Source organism: Metabacillus litoralis, assembly GCF_020524045.1.
In the GTDB taxonomy this organism is placed as follows: Bacteria; Bacillota; Bacilli; order Bacillales; family Bacillaceae; genus Metabacillus; species Metabacillus litoralis_C.
In genome coordinates this window covers 155,359-170,943 of the sequence record NZ_JAIVKL010000006.1, presented here as the reverse complement: position 1 = coordinate 170,943, position 15,585 = coordinate 155,359, and the positions used below count along the sequence as shown (strand labels likewise).

Sequence of the window (15,585 nt, the reverse complement as noted above, 5' to 3'; positions counted from 1 at the left end):
AACATTATACATTAGTTAACTTAAAACCTTAAGATTTTTTCGTATTTTCTTTGTGAAATCTTACTACAAACCCTCTGAAGAAACCTTCCTCAGCTTCTTTTTTCGAATGATTTGATTGATCACTTCAGATAAAACCAGTCCAATTGCTATTGAACCAGATATCATAAATGCTTCTGCTGCTAACGAAATAGCTGCGTTATATTCATTTTCAACAACCCGTCTCATTGCATCATATGCTAATCCACCTGGAACCAAAGGGATAATACCTGACACGTTAAAGATAATCACAGGAGTACGATATTTTTTAGCAAAAAACTGGCTGATAATTGCAATACAAAAGGAAGCTACTAATGAGGAAAAAACACTATCACTTGAATATTCATAAAGTGTTACATAAATAATCCAGCCAACCATTCCAACTAAGCCGCATTTTATTAATGACTTTTGAGGTGCATTAAAAATGACACCAAATGCTGCTGATGCAATAAAGCTAGTAACAAGCTGTTCAATCACATGTAAGGCCCCCATATTGAAAATAATAACTTTACTAATGGCTGTTTTCGCAAACTTTGTTGTTTTAAATACCTGAAGCATTCAGCACTGTATTAAGTCTAGTGGCATCTTTTCTTCATAAAATAATACCCTTATCGCGAAAAAACACTGTTTTCACTATAAATTTTGGTTACATAGCAACAATCGTTCAGAAAAGAGCCTTGCTAATAAATAGAAAACACAACCGCCACACCTGCGCCAATCGCAAATGCTGTTAAAAATGCCTCTGCACCCTTGGAGATCCCTGATACTAAGTGGCCTGCCATTAAATCTCTCACTGCATTTGTGATTAATAAGCCTGGTACAAGAGGCATAACAGATCCAATAATAATTTTATCCAACTCTGTTCCTATGTTTAAGGTAACCATCAAAACAGCTAATAAACCTATAACAAAGGATGCCAAAAATTCAGCAAAAAACTTGATTTCAACTAGCCTATGAATATATATGAGACTGGAAAATCCAATTCCGGCAGCAATAACAGCAGGTAAAAAATCACTCCAGCCACCATTGAACATAATGAGGAAACAGCCGCTTGATATTGAGGCTGCAGCAATTTGCACCCATATTGGGTAAGCATGTGCTGCTTGTTCAATCACTTTAAGCTGTTTATATGCTTCCTCTACAGAAAGCTCACCATTGCTAATTTCCCTTGAAATACTATTTACTTTTTCAACTTTTTGTAAATCTGTTGAACGATCTTCAATTCTTACTAATTGGGTAGGTGTTTTACTACTAACAGAAAAGATAATTCCCGTTGGTGTTACATAGCTATGTGATTGTTCAACTCCATAAGCTGACCCAATTCTCATCATCGTATCTTCTACCCTGTATGTCTCTGCGCCACTTCGGAGCATGATTTTCCCAGCTAGCAAGCATACCTCCATTATATCGAAAATCTCATTTTCATTATAATTTACCATTTTTTCACTCCATCGTTGTGATGTCTAGTTAAAGTGTAATGAAGAAAGTCTAGATAATCAATTCCATTAGCTTAATTGTTTGAAAATCCTCTGCCCATTCTCACAAAACTGCCTAATTCTGAATACGTTAATAAAAACCTATTTCAGGTGGTGACTAACATAAATGGATTTTCCAACTATATTGGCTGGTCCGATTCTTCGGAGGGTAGAGCCGGCACATATTTATATATGGTTAGCCACAAGTGAGGAATTTTCAATAAGTGCTAAGCTTTTTACCATTCAAACAAACGAAGAATCATTAGCATATGACGATTTGCATGTTCGAGTAAATCAAAAAACAGTAAAAGCAGGCGATCATCTATTTATAAATCTCATTAAAGTTACACCATTTTACGGTGAATTCCCTACTGACCAGCTTCTCGGTTATAACATCACTTTTATAAATAGTGAAAATTCTATTGATTTACACGACCTTGAATTACTTAACCAAGAAAATCCTGACTCAATTGTATATAGGAATTTTCAATATCCTACGTTTTTTATTCAATCGGAAATAAATCCTTACATTCTATATGGCTCATGCAGAAAGCTTCACGGAAAAGGTCCAGATCGATTAGCAGAAGCAGATCATATATTGGCCAAAACCTCAAATGTTCTTTCTCAAAGACCAAGTGCATTATTTATGCTGGGAGATCAAATATATGCCGATGATGTAGCCGACCCCATATTCCCATTTATCTATAATGTAAGTAGGAGGTTGATCGGTGCACAGCATGAAAATTTAGTTGCAGTAGAACCAAAACTTAAAAAACAAAAGCGGAAACAACAGCTTAAGAAAATTCGTGGCAGACAGGATATTATGAACAACCTTTGTCAATTCACTTCATCAAATGCGCATAACCATTTAATAACCCTAGGTGAGTATGCTGTTATGTATCTACTAAGCTGGAGCCCTGAATTATGGAATTTAGCTCATGGAGAAAAAGCTGTGAAATCTTATAATGATGTATATGAGCAAAATCAAATTCATTTTACTTCACAGAAATCCTCAGACGATGAACATAAAAAAGAGTATATCGAGAATAAAAAACGATATGCTGAACAATTAAACGATCTTCAAAACTTTGAGAAATCTATCTCAAGGGTTCGAAGGGTTTTAGCAAATACTCCAACCTATATGATGTTTGATGATCATGATTTGACGGATGATTGGAATATTTCTTCACAATGGAAAGAAGATGTATATGATTCACCTCTGGGCAAACACACAATCGCAAACGGATTATCCTCATACTGGCTGTTTCAAGGGTGGGGGAATCAGCCTGCCGTTTATGATGAAGCTTTTATGCAAACACATACAGCTTATTTTAAAAACTATCGTGTTGGAGCAACTTCTTATGTAAATTGGGTATCACAGCTATTCTCTTTTCAATCCTGGCATTTTGTAGCACCTACAACACCAGCTTCATTATTCCTTGATACGCGAACTCTAAGAGAATATGATGCTTCGTTAGAAGAAGTAAAGCTATTGAGCTTTGTTGATGAAGTAAGCAAACCGCCAATACTTATCGGAGAGAAAGGGTGGAGTCTTGTTGATTCTCTTTTATCAAAAGCCCAATGGGAGACAGGAGAGCCGTTAATTATCGCATCAGCCACACCTTTATACGGGGTACAATTGATCGAGCGTTTTCTTCAAAACAATATCTATCCATTTCGTGCATTAGGTGTTCCTGTTCATTACAAGCTAGATTTTGAAGCATGGAGATACAATATGAAAGGATTTTCGTCTTTTCTACAACAACTTAAAAAATGGCAGCCAAGTGATACCATTATACTATCAGGTGATGTTCATTATGCCTTTACTGCAAAAGTAAATGTCGAAATAAACAATCATGATCTTTCCATTTATCAGTTAACCAGTAGTCCGATGAACAATGATAGTTTTGGATGCATGTTTGGCAGTTTATTAAATCTTATCGTTTGGATTAATACTCTTCAAGGAAAGGATCGGAAAGTTAGCACGCATAATCAAGAATCGAAATATCTACAGAATGATCATCCATCATGGTCAGAGGATATTAGCTATCAATCTATAGAAGACGGTTCAATTTTGGAAACAAATAATAATCTTGGAATATTAAATTTTTCAGGTAATAAGATACAAAGTAAGTTGCTTTTAGATTCTGTTATCAAACCATTTGGTGAGCAATCTTTGAGTGAAGATGCCTAGATTATTAAGGTGGATACTTGAGATAGTATCCTTTTTTCTTTTGTGATATCACATAGTGAAAACCTTCGAAATCAATATTCATTTCTACTAAAACCATCTTATTTCTCAATCATATAAAAATGTATTCGCAGATTAGACAATATAAAGTGTTTGCTATATGATTTATGAAATATACTGTAACATCTTTTGTCTTTAAAGGAGTAAATTCATGAGTAAAAATAGTAAACTACAAATCTATATTACATTGTTTTTTGTGATGGTTATCTGGGGACTTAATGTTATTGCAACAAAACTTCTCGTCACCAGTTTTATGCCTGTAACAATGACAGCTTTTCGAATTTTCACAGCAGCTGTTGGGGTATTTTTCTTGTTGTATTATTTAGGTCTTTTAAAAAAGCCTTCAAAAAGGCAGCTATTATACATCATTTTTTGTTCACTTTTTAATGTAGTTGGACACCACTATTTCCTATCAGTTGGATTAAAGGAAACTTCTGCTTCAAATGGTGGACTCATTTTAGGTATGGGACCAATTTTGACAACAATTTTAGCTATCTTTTTATTAAAATATAAAGTTACCGTTCTAAGGTTTGCTGGAATATTGTTCGGCTTTATCGGAATCTTTTTCATTATTTTTCAAAGCGGGAGAGGCCTTCAAGCCATCTCATTAGGTGATTTTCATGTGTTTTTATCGATCTTTTTACAAGCCATCAGCTTTATTATGATTAAGAAAATTTCAGGGACATTGGATCCTCGATTAATGACAGGGTACATGTTGCTTTTTGGATCAGTTATTTTATTTGCTATTAGTCTAATTGTAGAGCCGAACGGATTACAAAGTATGGGGAATGGGTCAATTGGTATTTGGTTACTTTTCTTCGCATCAGCTTTTTTAGCTACTTCAGTTGGCCATATGATCTACAATTATGCAATAGGGAAGGTCGGTCCATCAGAATCTGCTATATTCATAAATCTAAATCCTTTCTTTGCGTTAGTAGGGGCAACGTTATTTCTAGGTGAAGTGATCTCACTTCCTCAGATTTTAGGATTTATCTTTATTATATTCGGTGTTGTTCTTGGATCAGGTGGATTTGAGGAGTTATTACGATATCGTAAAGGGAAACAAAAATATGTAGCATGAATTAATCATAAAGAGGCTGGGTAAAATAGTTGATTTCTTTCATTTTGTCCCAGCCTCTTTCTTCAAGCTCTATTATGTAGAGTTTCTACCCATTTTGGCATTAGTGGGTGGTGAATTCCTACAATTTTATAATAGCCATATGACGTTAAATCAAGATCAATCATAAAACCTTGTTGTCTTCTACTTACATAATCATTTATTTCTTTTTCTGCATCGAAATGAAGCTGATTTGCGAGAGCTTCGATGATCATTTCTTTGCTATCATTTCGTTCCACTTTATAGTAGGCATTTCGTAACGCGTCTACGCTTTCTTCTATTTTAATATTTTCTGCAATCGAAAGAGCATAGATATTTGTTTCTTGTTCTGATAGATATGGTTTGATTGCTTCAATAACAGCAAGAGATTGAAAGGAAATTAATGTTTCACAAACCTCATCTAATAGAAGGTCTTCATCCTCTCGTTCAAGCAGTTTTGCTAAATCCTCCATATACTGCTCTAACTTCATTAATCTCATTAAATAGATAGCAAGAATTCCACTGTAGAAAAATGACTCTTCCCCTAGATTTTCCTGAAATATCCGAACCACAGTATCTACCGTAATCCAGTTTCTTTGGACAAGTGTGTAAGCGATATTTTTCGCCTTCTGAAATTCTTCGTGTTCATTATAGTTAGACTCTAGTTTCGATAATGTCTCAAAGAATGCGGGCCACACATCATCTTCTGTTCCATTCTTTAATAATTCGTAAAAATCCCAAGCCTCTTTAGAGATATATGATTCAATCAGCTGTTTTTGTGTTAATACTAGATCTGGTGACAATTTGTTTACTAACTGTAAATATAGTGGGGCAATGCTTGGATCTGCATTTATCACTCCCTCAGCTAACATACGTGCAACCTCTTCATCAGCAGAATCGACATTTAAAAGTAATAAGATCGTAGAAGCACTTTCTGGATTTTCTTTTGCCTTATATAATAGCTTTTTTAGCCATGAACTTTCTATGCCAGGATAATCATGTAATAGATATGAAATAAATTCTTGTAGAAAAGGATCATCTGTTGTGAGAATGGGCTCTACTCTATCTTTAAAGTTCATTTATGTATTCCTTTCTTTATACCAAATTAATTACCTCTATTTAATGTTTTACCATATATACGTAGTAAATCCTAAATACATTTAATTCATTCTTTCTCAACTAAGACTTCTCCAGTATCAAAAGTAGTTTATTAACGTTTAATTATGGACATACCTAGTTAAAAAGATGATTAAGGTGGCTATATTTTGAACAATGTTATTTATTTTCTTCATTACTTTTATGTTGCTGTTATGTTAATCGGTGCTTTTTACTTTTATATTCAAAGTAGAGATCCTAGGGGAGTTCCAAAATATGAATATTTAATTGCTATATTAATACCAATATGGTCTGGTGCTGCCTACCTATCGATTGCCCTTGGACAAGGTTTTCTAGAAAGACCTGAAAAGACTATTTACTATGCTAGATACATTGATTGGGTCGTTACAACACCGATGTTATTACTGGCTTTGGCATTTACAGCTATGTTTTATGTTAAAAAGAACAAAACGATTATATTTACACTTATATTTGCAGATGTGTTCATGATTTTAACAGGCTTAATTGCAGATTTATCAAACGGTGTTACAACATATATCTGGTATTTTCTGGGTGTAATTGCCCTAATGATTATTTTATATGTCATTTGGTATCCTTTACGAAATATTGCTGATAATAGAGGTTTAGCATTATCAAAGCATTATAAAAAAACAGCAGCTTATTTAACTGTTTTTTGGATTAGTTATCCTACAGTTTGGATTATTGGTCCATCTGGTCTCGGACTTACTCAAGAACTAACAGATGTCACTGCTTTTATTATTTTACCCATTTTCTCGAAGGTCGGTTTTAGTATTTTAGATCTTAATGGTCTTAGAAAATTAGGAGTTACCAGTACAAATCAAGTAAATATGTAAGTGATAACCTTAGAAAAATCCCTTTTTTCCTTTAGCACTGTTTTCATAGCTATTAAAAATGCGATAATGCATAGAGCATGATAATATAAAGTTATCCTACAATAAGGAAGGGGATATAAAATGAAAAGAGAATTAATTGATCGCTTAACAAGCTATGTAAAGGTTGATACACAATCAAATGAAAATAACGAAAATTGTCCATCAACAGAGGGACAATTAACATTAGCAAACATGTTAGTAGAAGAATTAAACCAAATCGGCATGGATGATGTAACAATGGATGAAAACGGTTATGTGATGGCAACACTTCCTGCTAATACAGATAAGCAGATACCTACAATTGGATTTTTAGCTCATGTGGATACCGCTACAGATTTCACTGGTAAAAATGTAAACCCACAAATTTTTGAAAACTATGATGGTAAGGACATTGTCTTAAATAAAGAATTAAACGTCATTCTTTCTCCCAAGCAATTTCCTAGCCTAGAAAATTATCTTAACCATACACTAATGACAACAGATGGTACTACTTTATTAGGCGCAGATAATAAAGCTGGTATTACAGAAATCATGACGGCTATGGCATATTTAATCCAGCATCCAGAAATTAAGCATGGCAAAATAAGAGTCGCTTTTACACCTGATGAAGAAATTGGTAGAGGTCCACATAAATTTGATGTTGACGCTTTTGGTGCAGATTTTGCTTATACAATTGATGGCGGTCCATTAGGTGAGCTTCAATATGAAAGCTTCAATGCTGCAGCTGCTAAAATAACGTTTAAAGGAAACAATGTGCATCCCGGAACAGCAAAAGACAAGATGGTGAACTCGGCTAAAATGGCTATGGCTTTCCAAAGTAAATTACCTGCAATGGAAGCACCTGAATTCACAGAAGGCTATGAAGGGTTTTATCATTTGATATCAATAGAGGGATCTGTGGAAGAAACAAAGGTACATTACATAATAAGAGATCATGACAAAGAGAAGTTCCAAATCCGTAAAGACACAATTTCTGAGCTCGTGGCAGAATTTCAATCATTTTATGGAGAAGAAGCTATTCTTTTCGAACTGAATGATCAATACTTCAATATGAAGGATAAAATCGAGCCAGTAAAATATATTGTTGACGTTGCCCACCAAGCGATGGAAAACCTCGGCATAAAACCAATCGTCGAACCTATCCGTGGGGGAACAGACGGCTCTCAGCTTTCTTACATGGGATTACCAACACCAAACATATTTACAGGTGGCGAAAACTTCCATGGTAAATTTGAATTTATCTCAATTGAAAATATGGAAAAGTCAGTCGAAACTATTATTGAAATTGTTAAGCTGTTTGAAGAAAGAGATAATAATTAAGGCACGATTTTTATAAAGAGGCTGGAACAAGTAATTAACAAAAATTCCGAACAAAGGAATAGCTTAGCGGAGTATATTTAGGAGCGACGTAACTACACCTACAACCTTTGTTCGGTTTCTATTTTGGTAAATTACTTATGTCCCAACCTCTTTTTCACAAATTAATTGCTATACTTATCTTTCATTTCTTTTCCTTTATCCTGAATCTCTTCCTTCAACCTTTTACCTTCTGTTTCAAGCTCTTCTATTGATGCCTTATATTCTTCTTGGTATTCATCTAAAATAGTATGTCTTTGTTTAATTAAGCTTAATAATTCTTCTCTCACTTCAGAACTAATTTGTTCTTTATCTTTTAGATAATATACTGCTTCATTTAGGTGATTCTTTTCGTCATATGTTAAATTAGAAAAATCTGATTTTGAACCGTATAATTCATTGATCTTTTTTGATTGCTCTGAAGCTATGTCATTATAATTTTCTGCTGACCAAGAGCTCCATTCATTATAAAGACGTACTCGTTCACGTTCCCAGACTTTCTTGAAATCATCTGCCGAATCAACGGTTTCAAATTTTCCACCACCGGCTTCTGCAACCTGCAGCAATTGCTTCTGACCATCCTGATCAACATCAAATCCAATAATATTAACAACAGCCTTTATATTTGAATCATGCAATTCTTTGGCCGCCTTTACAGGATCTCCATCACAGGTTTCTACTCCATCACTCACAACATAAATGATATTTTGAGCTTCATTAGTAATCTGTTCAAAGTCTTTCTTTGTCTCATTGATTGCATTTGCAATCGGTGTCCAACCTGTTGGTTTAAAACTATTTAATGATTCCTTAAATGTTGTTTCATCATATGAATTTAATTCATAAACTAACTCTGTACTTGAGCATGAAGTCTTTTTATCTTTGTCACTATTGCTTCCTTTATGTCCGTATACTCTTAGGGAAATATTTGATCCCTCAGGCATTGAAGCAACAAACTCATTTACTGCTTGCTTAGCAAGCTCCATTTTTGTTTTCCCGCCAATTTTCTGAGCCATGCTCCCACTAGCATCTAGCAAAATCGCAATATTTGATGTTCCATTTATTGTTTGGCCACCTTCAAGCTTCATTCCTTCTGGAGTGCTTGAAATTGATGTCTCAATAGAATCATTGAAATTCTGTAAATCCTCATAAAAGCCTTTATACGTTTCTGATTCACTCATGAGACTTAATAAATAATTGTAAACTTGGAAGCTATCTTTATCCTGAAAGCTATTTTCGTCTAAATCTCTATGTACAATGGCTTCATTATAAGCATTGCCAGCATATTTACCTGATGTCTCTTCAATGATTTCTTCTAAAGTTGTTGATACCTCTTGTTCTTGTGCTGTATCATCATCGCTACTTTCTTCATCTTTTTTTTCTGATTCAACTTCATCCTCTTTTACTTTTTCAGATTGTTCATTTCCATTTGATGTCTCATTTGATCCACATCCTCCTAAGACAAACAAAACGGACAAAAGCATTAAAATCAAAATTATATTCTTCTTCATCTCCATCTCTCCTTATTATGCAGTTTTTCCCTCTTATACGAATAACATAAAACGAATGTAAAATACACAAATATACTTATATGGTAATAAAAACCACTATATTTGCCTATAAATATAATTTTCTATAGATATATTTACCTAAAAAACCAAGCTTGAAAGTAGGTAAAAATACACATTTAACGAGCTAGTTTTTGATATAATCCTTTAGGTCGTATTCGAATGAATTATATTCTAGGATTCTATTTCTAGATTTATCTTCTCTTTTGAGGTACACAGGTAATTGTAATTTTATGTTAAAATAGATAATAAATAGTGAATGAAAATAAATCAGTTACAGGGTAGGGGGGAAGAAAGTGAAAGAAAACTTAAAATTTGCTTGGTTCGCTTCGTGGTTTGCACTTGTGGGACAGCTCGTGTTTTTTATTGTCGTATCGATTGTTACAGGAGATTGGCGTTATGTTATGTGGAGCTTTATGGTTAGTATGTTGGCAGGAGTTCCGAGTATGATTAGAACTTTTCAATCTCAGAAAAAGGCGAACAATCATAAAATGGAGCCAACACATAAGAATATTTGATAACTTGTTCAACATTAATGCAAGAAAAAAAGCCATAATGAAAAACGTATGTATTCAAGCGTTTTTCATTATGGGTTTTATGTAATTAATATTTGAAGTGTAAAGCATTTTATTCGTTTATCTTCATATAATCAAGTGCCTTCTTCGTTAATTCCGTTCCACCACGACCTCGCTGAATGATGATAAAGCCAAGCACAGCTAATTTTCTCATAATTGTTCGAACTTGCTGTTCTGATAATGCATCTCCATTTTCTTTCGTCCATTCTACAATTTTCTTTCTACTGATACCCATTCCTTCGTGATGTAGCTCAAAAAGGCTTGAGAGCACAAACTGCATAGCTGTTGTTAGCTGATCATCCGGCTTTCTTATTGATTTTTCTATTTGGAAATCGGTTGGTAAGTGCTCTTGAGTAAGAGTAACACCTCCTGAAACAGCTATCATATACTGAAGCACATTTTTCAATTCACGAATGTTGCCTTTCCACTGATGTTTTTGGAATAGGGGATATAAATAGGGTTCTAGTGTTGGAACTCTATCCGTGCTGCTAAGCTGCTCTAAAAATGCTGAAATAAGTAGGGGGATGTCTTCTGTCCTTTCCCTTAACGGTGGCACTTTCAAGTATAATACCTTGATTCGATGATATAAATCTTCGCGAAATTCTCCAGCTTCTATCATTTTGGCCAGATTTTTATTTGTAGCCACAAGTACTCGCACATTGATCGGAATATTTTTATCTCCACCAATTCTACGAATCTCCATTTCCTGTAAAACCCTAAGAAGACGTGCTTGCAGCTTTATACTGATATCTCCGATTTCATCTAAGAAAATCGTCCCACCATCTGATTGTTCAAAAACGCCTTTTTTTCCACCTTTTTTCGCACCAGTGAATGCTCCTTCCTCATAACCAAAGAGCTCACTTTCTAATAAATCTTCAGATAAAGCACTACAATTTATCGCTACAAATGGGCTGTTAATTCGTGATGATGCTTGATGTATGGCGTGAGCAAACAATTCTTTTCCTGTTCCATTTTCTCCGTAAATTAAGATTGGCGCTTCTGTTTTTGCGAGTTGAAAAGCAATGTTTTTTGTTTCTTTCATCACTTTACTTTTTCCTAAAATATGATCAAAGGTATATTTTGAAACATATCCTTTTTTCTGAAGATCTGATCTTCTTGCTTTTTCCATATCAAGTGTTTCATCAATGTTTTTGAAAGTAGCCACAACTGTTTTTTCTGACTTAATATAGAATCGGTGAACCATATAAGGAGAATGTTTAATTGTAAAGTATTCTTTTGCTTCTATATCCTTCTTTGTTAGGAACCTAATAAGCTCTACATTCTTAAATGCTGCATTCAAGGGTTTTCCAACTGCAAACTCATGGGATAAACCTGTTAAACGTTCTAAAATTTCATTAAATACTGTAATATGACCTACACTATTTACAGCTAGGATTCCATCATTCACTCCATCTACCACTCTCATTAAATAACGATTTAAAGTTGAAGCTTTTTGACTAGCATTTGATAATTTTTTTGTTAAGTCAATGATTTCCTTAGTATAGCGATCTGCTAGCTCAGTGCTGATTGAATCTGGTAATTCGAAGTAATCAACAATTTTAAAAATGGTATGAATATCGATAAGACGAACACCTAAATTAATTTTTTGATCAATATGAGAAGGAACTAAAGCCAACTCACCAGGTGTAATGGCTACATTTATATGTGATGGAATAGGATCTCCTGGATGATAAGGGGTGTATGTAACATGATTAATTCCTAATGCCTTTAATGTACGTATGGAATCGAGTGCTGTTTCTAGAAAATCATTCACATATAACACTTCAGTACCTGCTGCAACGGATAAAAGTTGGTCAATAAACTCATAGTTTATTGTTCGATTAGCAATAATAACCTTGCAGCTTTGTTGAACAACATTCTCCACTTCTTTCTTAATAAGGTAAGAAGAATAAACAACTAATTGATTAGATAGGCTTTCTGGGAGAAATTCCTCAGTAGCATAACTTTTAATTTTAACTAATTCACCAAAGATCGATTGAAGTTGATTTGTTAACGTTCTTTTTGTCTCTGATGTTCCCGCTAATAGGACAAGTTCTCTCATTATATTTTCACCCTTTATAAGTAATAGGTTTTTTAGGTTTAATTGGTTGATAAAAGGTTGATTAATATCAACCAATTATATCAAAAGCGCTATCTTTTTTCCTTATATTCTGACTTTTTACTATTGGCACAGTTCTTGCTTACTAGTTTATATAGGCTCTTTTCTGAACGATTGTTGCTATGGCCAAAATTTGAAGTGAAAACAATATTTTTTCACTATAAGGGTGCTATTTTATGAAGAAAAGATGCCACTAGACATAATACAGTGCTAATTGGTTCGGGTATTTAAAAGCAACAAAGTTTGAGAAAACAGCCTTTATATAAAATGAAAGAGGGGGATTTAAAGTGAAAAAGAAAAACGAAACTTGGAAAGTGCCGCACACGTTTGTCATTGTATTTTTTGTCGTGGTTTTAGCTGCTATTATGACTTTTCTTGTTCCAGTCGGACAGTTCCAAACTGAGGAAGTAACATATAGTTCTGACGGAGAAGAAAGTACAAAAACAGTTTTAATTTCTGATAGCTTTGAATATGTAAAAGATGAGGATGGAAATTTAGTTCGTCCTGGAACTAGTTTATTTGAGCCTTACGGAGAAGCTGGTTTTCTAAATTATGTATTTGAAGGACTTGTATCTGGTGATAAATGGGGATCAGCAGTCGGAGTCATTGCATTTATTTTGATTATAGGTGGAGCCTTTGGAATTATCATGAGAACAAGGGCGATTGAAGAAGGCATATTAAAGGTTATTGATAAAACAAAGGGTAGAGAAGTTCTAATTATTCCGATTATGTTTTTCCTTTTTTCACTTGGAGGAGCTGTATTTGGGATGGGAGAAGAAGCGATTGCCTTTGCAATGATTCTTGTTCCTTTAATGGTTGCACTTGGTTATGATGCGATAACTGGTGTAATGATTACGTATGTTGCTACACAAATTGGTTTTGCTACATCTTGGATGAATCCATTTGGCGTAGCTATTGCACAAGGGGTTTCAGATGTGCCCGTATTGTCAGGAACTCCATTTCGTATGACAATGTGGGCTGTTTTCACATTAGTTGGAATTATTTATACTTGGAAATACGCTTCATCCATTCGAAAAGATCCCACTCGTTCCGTTTCATATGAATCTGATGGATATTTCCGAAAAGAAGCAAGTAAGCAAAATGTCAATTCAGCATTTACGCTCGGTCATACATTAGTCGTTTTAACCATCGCAGCAGGGATTGCATGGATTGTTTGGGGAGTTGTTGAGCATGCATATTATATTCCAGAAATAGCTTCTCAATTTTTCACAATTGGTTTAGTAGCTGGGGTCATTGGTGTTTTATTTAAATTAAATGGCATGCGCGTTAACGACATCGCTGAAGGATTTATTGAAGGGGCGAAAGACTTACTACCGGCTGCGCTCGTAGTGGGCATGGCCAAAGGAATCGTCATTATTCTTGGTGGAGATAGTCCAGATGCTCCATCTGTTCTAAACACTATGTTATATGGAGCAGGCCAAGTAATCGGTGATTATCCTGAAGTACTATCCGCATGGTTTATGTATATTTTCCAATCAATTTTCAATTTCTTTGTTGTATCAGGCTCTGGGCAAGCAGCTTTAACCATGCCTTTAATGGCTCCTTTAGCTGACATTGCAGGAGTTACAAGACAAGTAGCTGTCTTAGCATTCCAGTTAGGAGATGGTCTTACAAACATCTTAGTCCCAACATCTGCAGCACTAATGGGCGCACTAGGCGCAGCAAGAGTAGACTGGGGCACATGGGCAAAATTCATTATCAAGTTCATGTTGTTAATGTTCTTACTCTCAAGTATCTTTATCTTTATCGCGGTGTTTACCGGATTTTAATCAATAGGGGGCAGACACCTAACGATCTAGGTACCTGACCCCTATACCTATACATCTTAGAAAGGGGCATGTCAGATGTTAACACTTATAAAAAACGGAGAAATATATACGCCTGATTTTTTAGGTAAAAAAGATATCCTCCTTACACACGATAAAATTGGTTTTATAGAGGATGAAATTTCAATTCCTAACGGGTTTGTTGATGTGAAGGTAATCGATGCAAATGGAATGAAAGTGGTACCAGGATTCATCGATGCTCATGTACATATTACTGGGGGCGGCGGTGAAGGTAGCTATAAAACACGCACACCTGAAATCCAATTAACAGATGTGACAACTTCAGGCATTACAACGCTAGTAGGGGTTATTGGAACAGATGGAACGACTCGGACAATGAGCAATTTACTCGCAAAAGCAAGAGGGTTAGAAGAAGAAGGAATTTCTTGTTATGTTCATACAGGTTCTTATCAGGTACCAGTGAAAACGTTAACTGGGAAAATTGAAGATGACTTAATTTTAATTGATAAAATTATCGGTGTGGGAGAAATAGCGATTAGTGATCACCGTTCTTCACAGCCTACAGTCGAAGAAATGGCTAAAATTGCATCAGCAGCAAGAATTGGTGGAATGCTTTCAGGCAAAGCAGGGATCGTGAATATACATGTTGGAGACAGTCATGATCACCTTGATTTACTATTACAAGTTGTGTCATCAACCGACCTTCCTATCCGACAATTTTACCCAACACATATTAATCGAAATCCACATCTATTTGAGGCTGGCATTGAATACGCAAAAAAAGGTGGGTGGGTTGATTTCACTACAAGTACCATTCCTAAATTCCTCGAAGAAGGGGAAGTAAAATGTAGTATCGGACTAAGAAGAATGCTAGAAGCAGGTGTTTCAATTGAACAAATCACGTTCACTTCAGATGGACAAGCTAGCCTTCCTGATTTTGATAAAGACGGTGAGATGATCGGTCTTAAAATTGGAAAGGTAAATACTTTGTTCAAAGAGGTAAAAGATGCAGTTAAAGAAGAAAACGTTGACCTTGCTAGAGCTCTTAAAGTAATCACAAGCAATCCAGCTAAAGTGTTAAAGCTTCATCAAAAAGGGGAAGTAAAAGTAGGCAAAGATGCTGATCTCGTCTTATTGGATGATAACCTAAATGTTCAATCAGTTTGGGCAAAAGGTCAGCATATGGTTGATGACGGAATAGCAATAGTGAAGGGGACGTTTGAGGATTGAGAAAGGGGCTTAGCTTTTGGCTAGGTCTTTTTAATATTATTTAAAAATAATATATTCGGAAATTC

Annotated in this window: 12 protein-coding genes; 7 read left to right on the top strand and 5 right to left on the bottom strand. The window is 34.9% G+C overall.

Features of this window, described 5'->3' with window-relative positions; all coding sequences use genetic code 11:
- Positions 1 to 63 precede the first annotated feature (63 nt).
- Positions 64 to 528 (bottom strand): threonine/serine exporter family protein, encoded by a 465-nt coding sequence (locus LC076_RS11425; RefSeq protein ID WP_226669333.1) that lies wholly within the window; start codon positions 526 to 528, stop codon positions 64 to 66.
- Between the two features lie 188 nt (positions 529 to 716).
- On the bottom strand, positions 717 to 1,475 hold the full coding sequence (locus LC076_RS11420) for a threonine/serine exporter family protein (RefSeq protein WP_226668958.1): 759 nt from the start codon (positions 1,473 to 1,475) through the stop codon (positions 717 to 719).
- A 163-nt stretch (positions 1,476 to 1,638) separates the two neighbouring features.
- Between LC076_RS11420 and LC076_RS11415 the strand changes: the two genes are divergently transcribed.
- Both LC076_RS11415 and LC076_RS11410 read left to right on the top strand, forming a co-directional pair.
- The gene (locus LC076_RS11415; protein ID WP_226668956.1) at positions 1,639 to 3,705 is read left to right on the top strand and encodes a hypothetical protein; all 2,067 of its coding nucleotides are present in this window, start codon (positions 1,639 to 1,641) and stop codon (positions 3,703 to 3,705) included.
- 208 nt (positions 3,706 to 3,913) lie between these two features.
- Entirely contained in the window at positions 3,914 to 4,843 is a 930-nt protein-coding gene (locus LC076_RS11410; RefSeq protein WP_226668953.1) for a DMT family transporter, read from the top strand.
- Positions 4,844 to 4,905: 62 nt separating this feature from the next.
- Here the strand turns inward: LC076_RS11410 and LC076_RS11405 are convergent, their stop codons facing one another.
- Positions 4,906 to 5,937 (bottom strand): hypothetical protein, encoded by a 1,032-nt coding sequence (locus tag LC076_RS11405; protein WP_226668952.1) that lies wholly within the window; start codon positions 5,935 to 5,937, stop codon positions 4,906 to 4,908.
- 186 nt (positions 5,938 to 6,123) lie between these two features.
- On the opposite strand from LC076_RS11405, the gene LC076_RS11400 reads away from it, so the two are divergent.
- Together LC076_RS11400 and pepT are read left to right on the top strand one after the other, a co-directional pair.
- Positions 6,124 to 6,828, top strand: coding sequence for a bacteriorhodopsin (locus LC076_RS11400; protein ID WP_226668950.1), 705 nt, complete (start codon positions 6,124 to 6,126; stop codon positions 6,826 to 6,828).
- A 120-nt stretch (positions 6,829 to 6,948) separates the two neighbouring features.
- On the top strand, positions 6,949 to 8,187 hold the full coding sequence (gene pepT, locus LC076_RS11395) for a peptidase T (protein ID WP_226668948.1): 1,239 nt from the start codon (positions 6,949 to 6,951) through the stop codon (positions 8,185 to 8,187).
- Positions 8,188 to 8,348: 161 nt separating this feature from the next.
- Here the strand turns inward: pepT and LC076_RS11390 are convergent, their stop codons facing one another.
- Positions 8,349 to 9,731: a VWA domain-containing protein gene (locus LC076_RS11390; RefSeq protein WP_226668946.1), complete on the bottom strand. Its 1,383-nt coding sequence runs from the start codon at positions 9,729 to 9,731 to the stop codon at positions 8,349 to 8,351.
- Positions 9,732 to 10,084: 353 nt separating this feature from the next.
- Here LC076_RS11390 and LC076_RS11385 point away from each other — a divergent pair, with 353 nt between their 5' ends.
- On the top strand, positions 10,085 to 10,306 hold the full coding sequence (locus LC076_RS11385) for a hypothetical protein (RefSeq protein WP_226668944.1): 222 nt from the start codon (positions 10,085 to 10,087) through the stop codon (positions 10,304 to 10,306).
- Between the two features lie 109 nt (positions 10,307 to 10,415).
- Here the strand turns inward: LC076_RS11385 and LC076_RS11380 are convergent, their stop codons facing one another.
- Positions 10,416 to 12,425 (bottom strand): sigma-54 interaction domain-containing protein, encoded by a 2,010-nt coding sequence (locus tag LC076_RS11380; RefSeq protein WP_226668941.1) that lies wholly within the window; start codon positions 12,423 to 12,425, stop codon positions 10,416 to 10,418.
- A 344-nt stretch (positions 12,426 to 12,769) separates the two neighbouring features.
- Between LC076_RS11380 and yfcC the strand changes: the two genes are divergently transcribed.
- Both yfcC and iadA read left to right on the top strand, forming a co-directional pair.
- Entirely contained in the window at positions 12,770 to 14,272 is a 1,503-nt protein-coding gene (gene yfcC / locus LC076_RS11375) for a putative basic amino acid antiporter YfcC (protein WP_226668939.1), read from the top strand.
- Positions 14,273 to 14,347: 75 nt separating this feature from the next.
- A complete protein-coding gene (gene iadA, locus LC076_RS11370) occupies positions 14,348 to 15,520 on the top strand; it encodes a beta-aspartyl-peptidase (RefSeq protein ID WP_226668936.1) in 1,173 nt (390 codons plus the stop codon).
- The last annotated feature ends 65 nt before the right edge of the window (positions 15,521 to 15,585 follow it).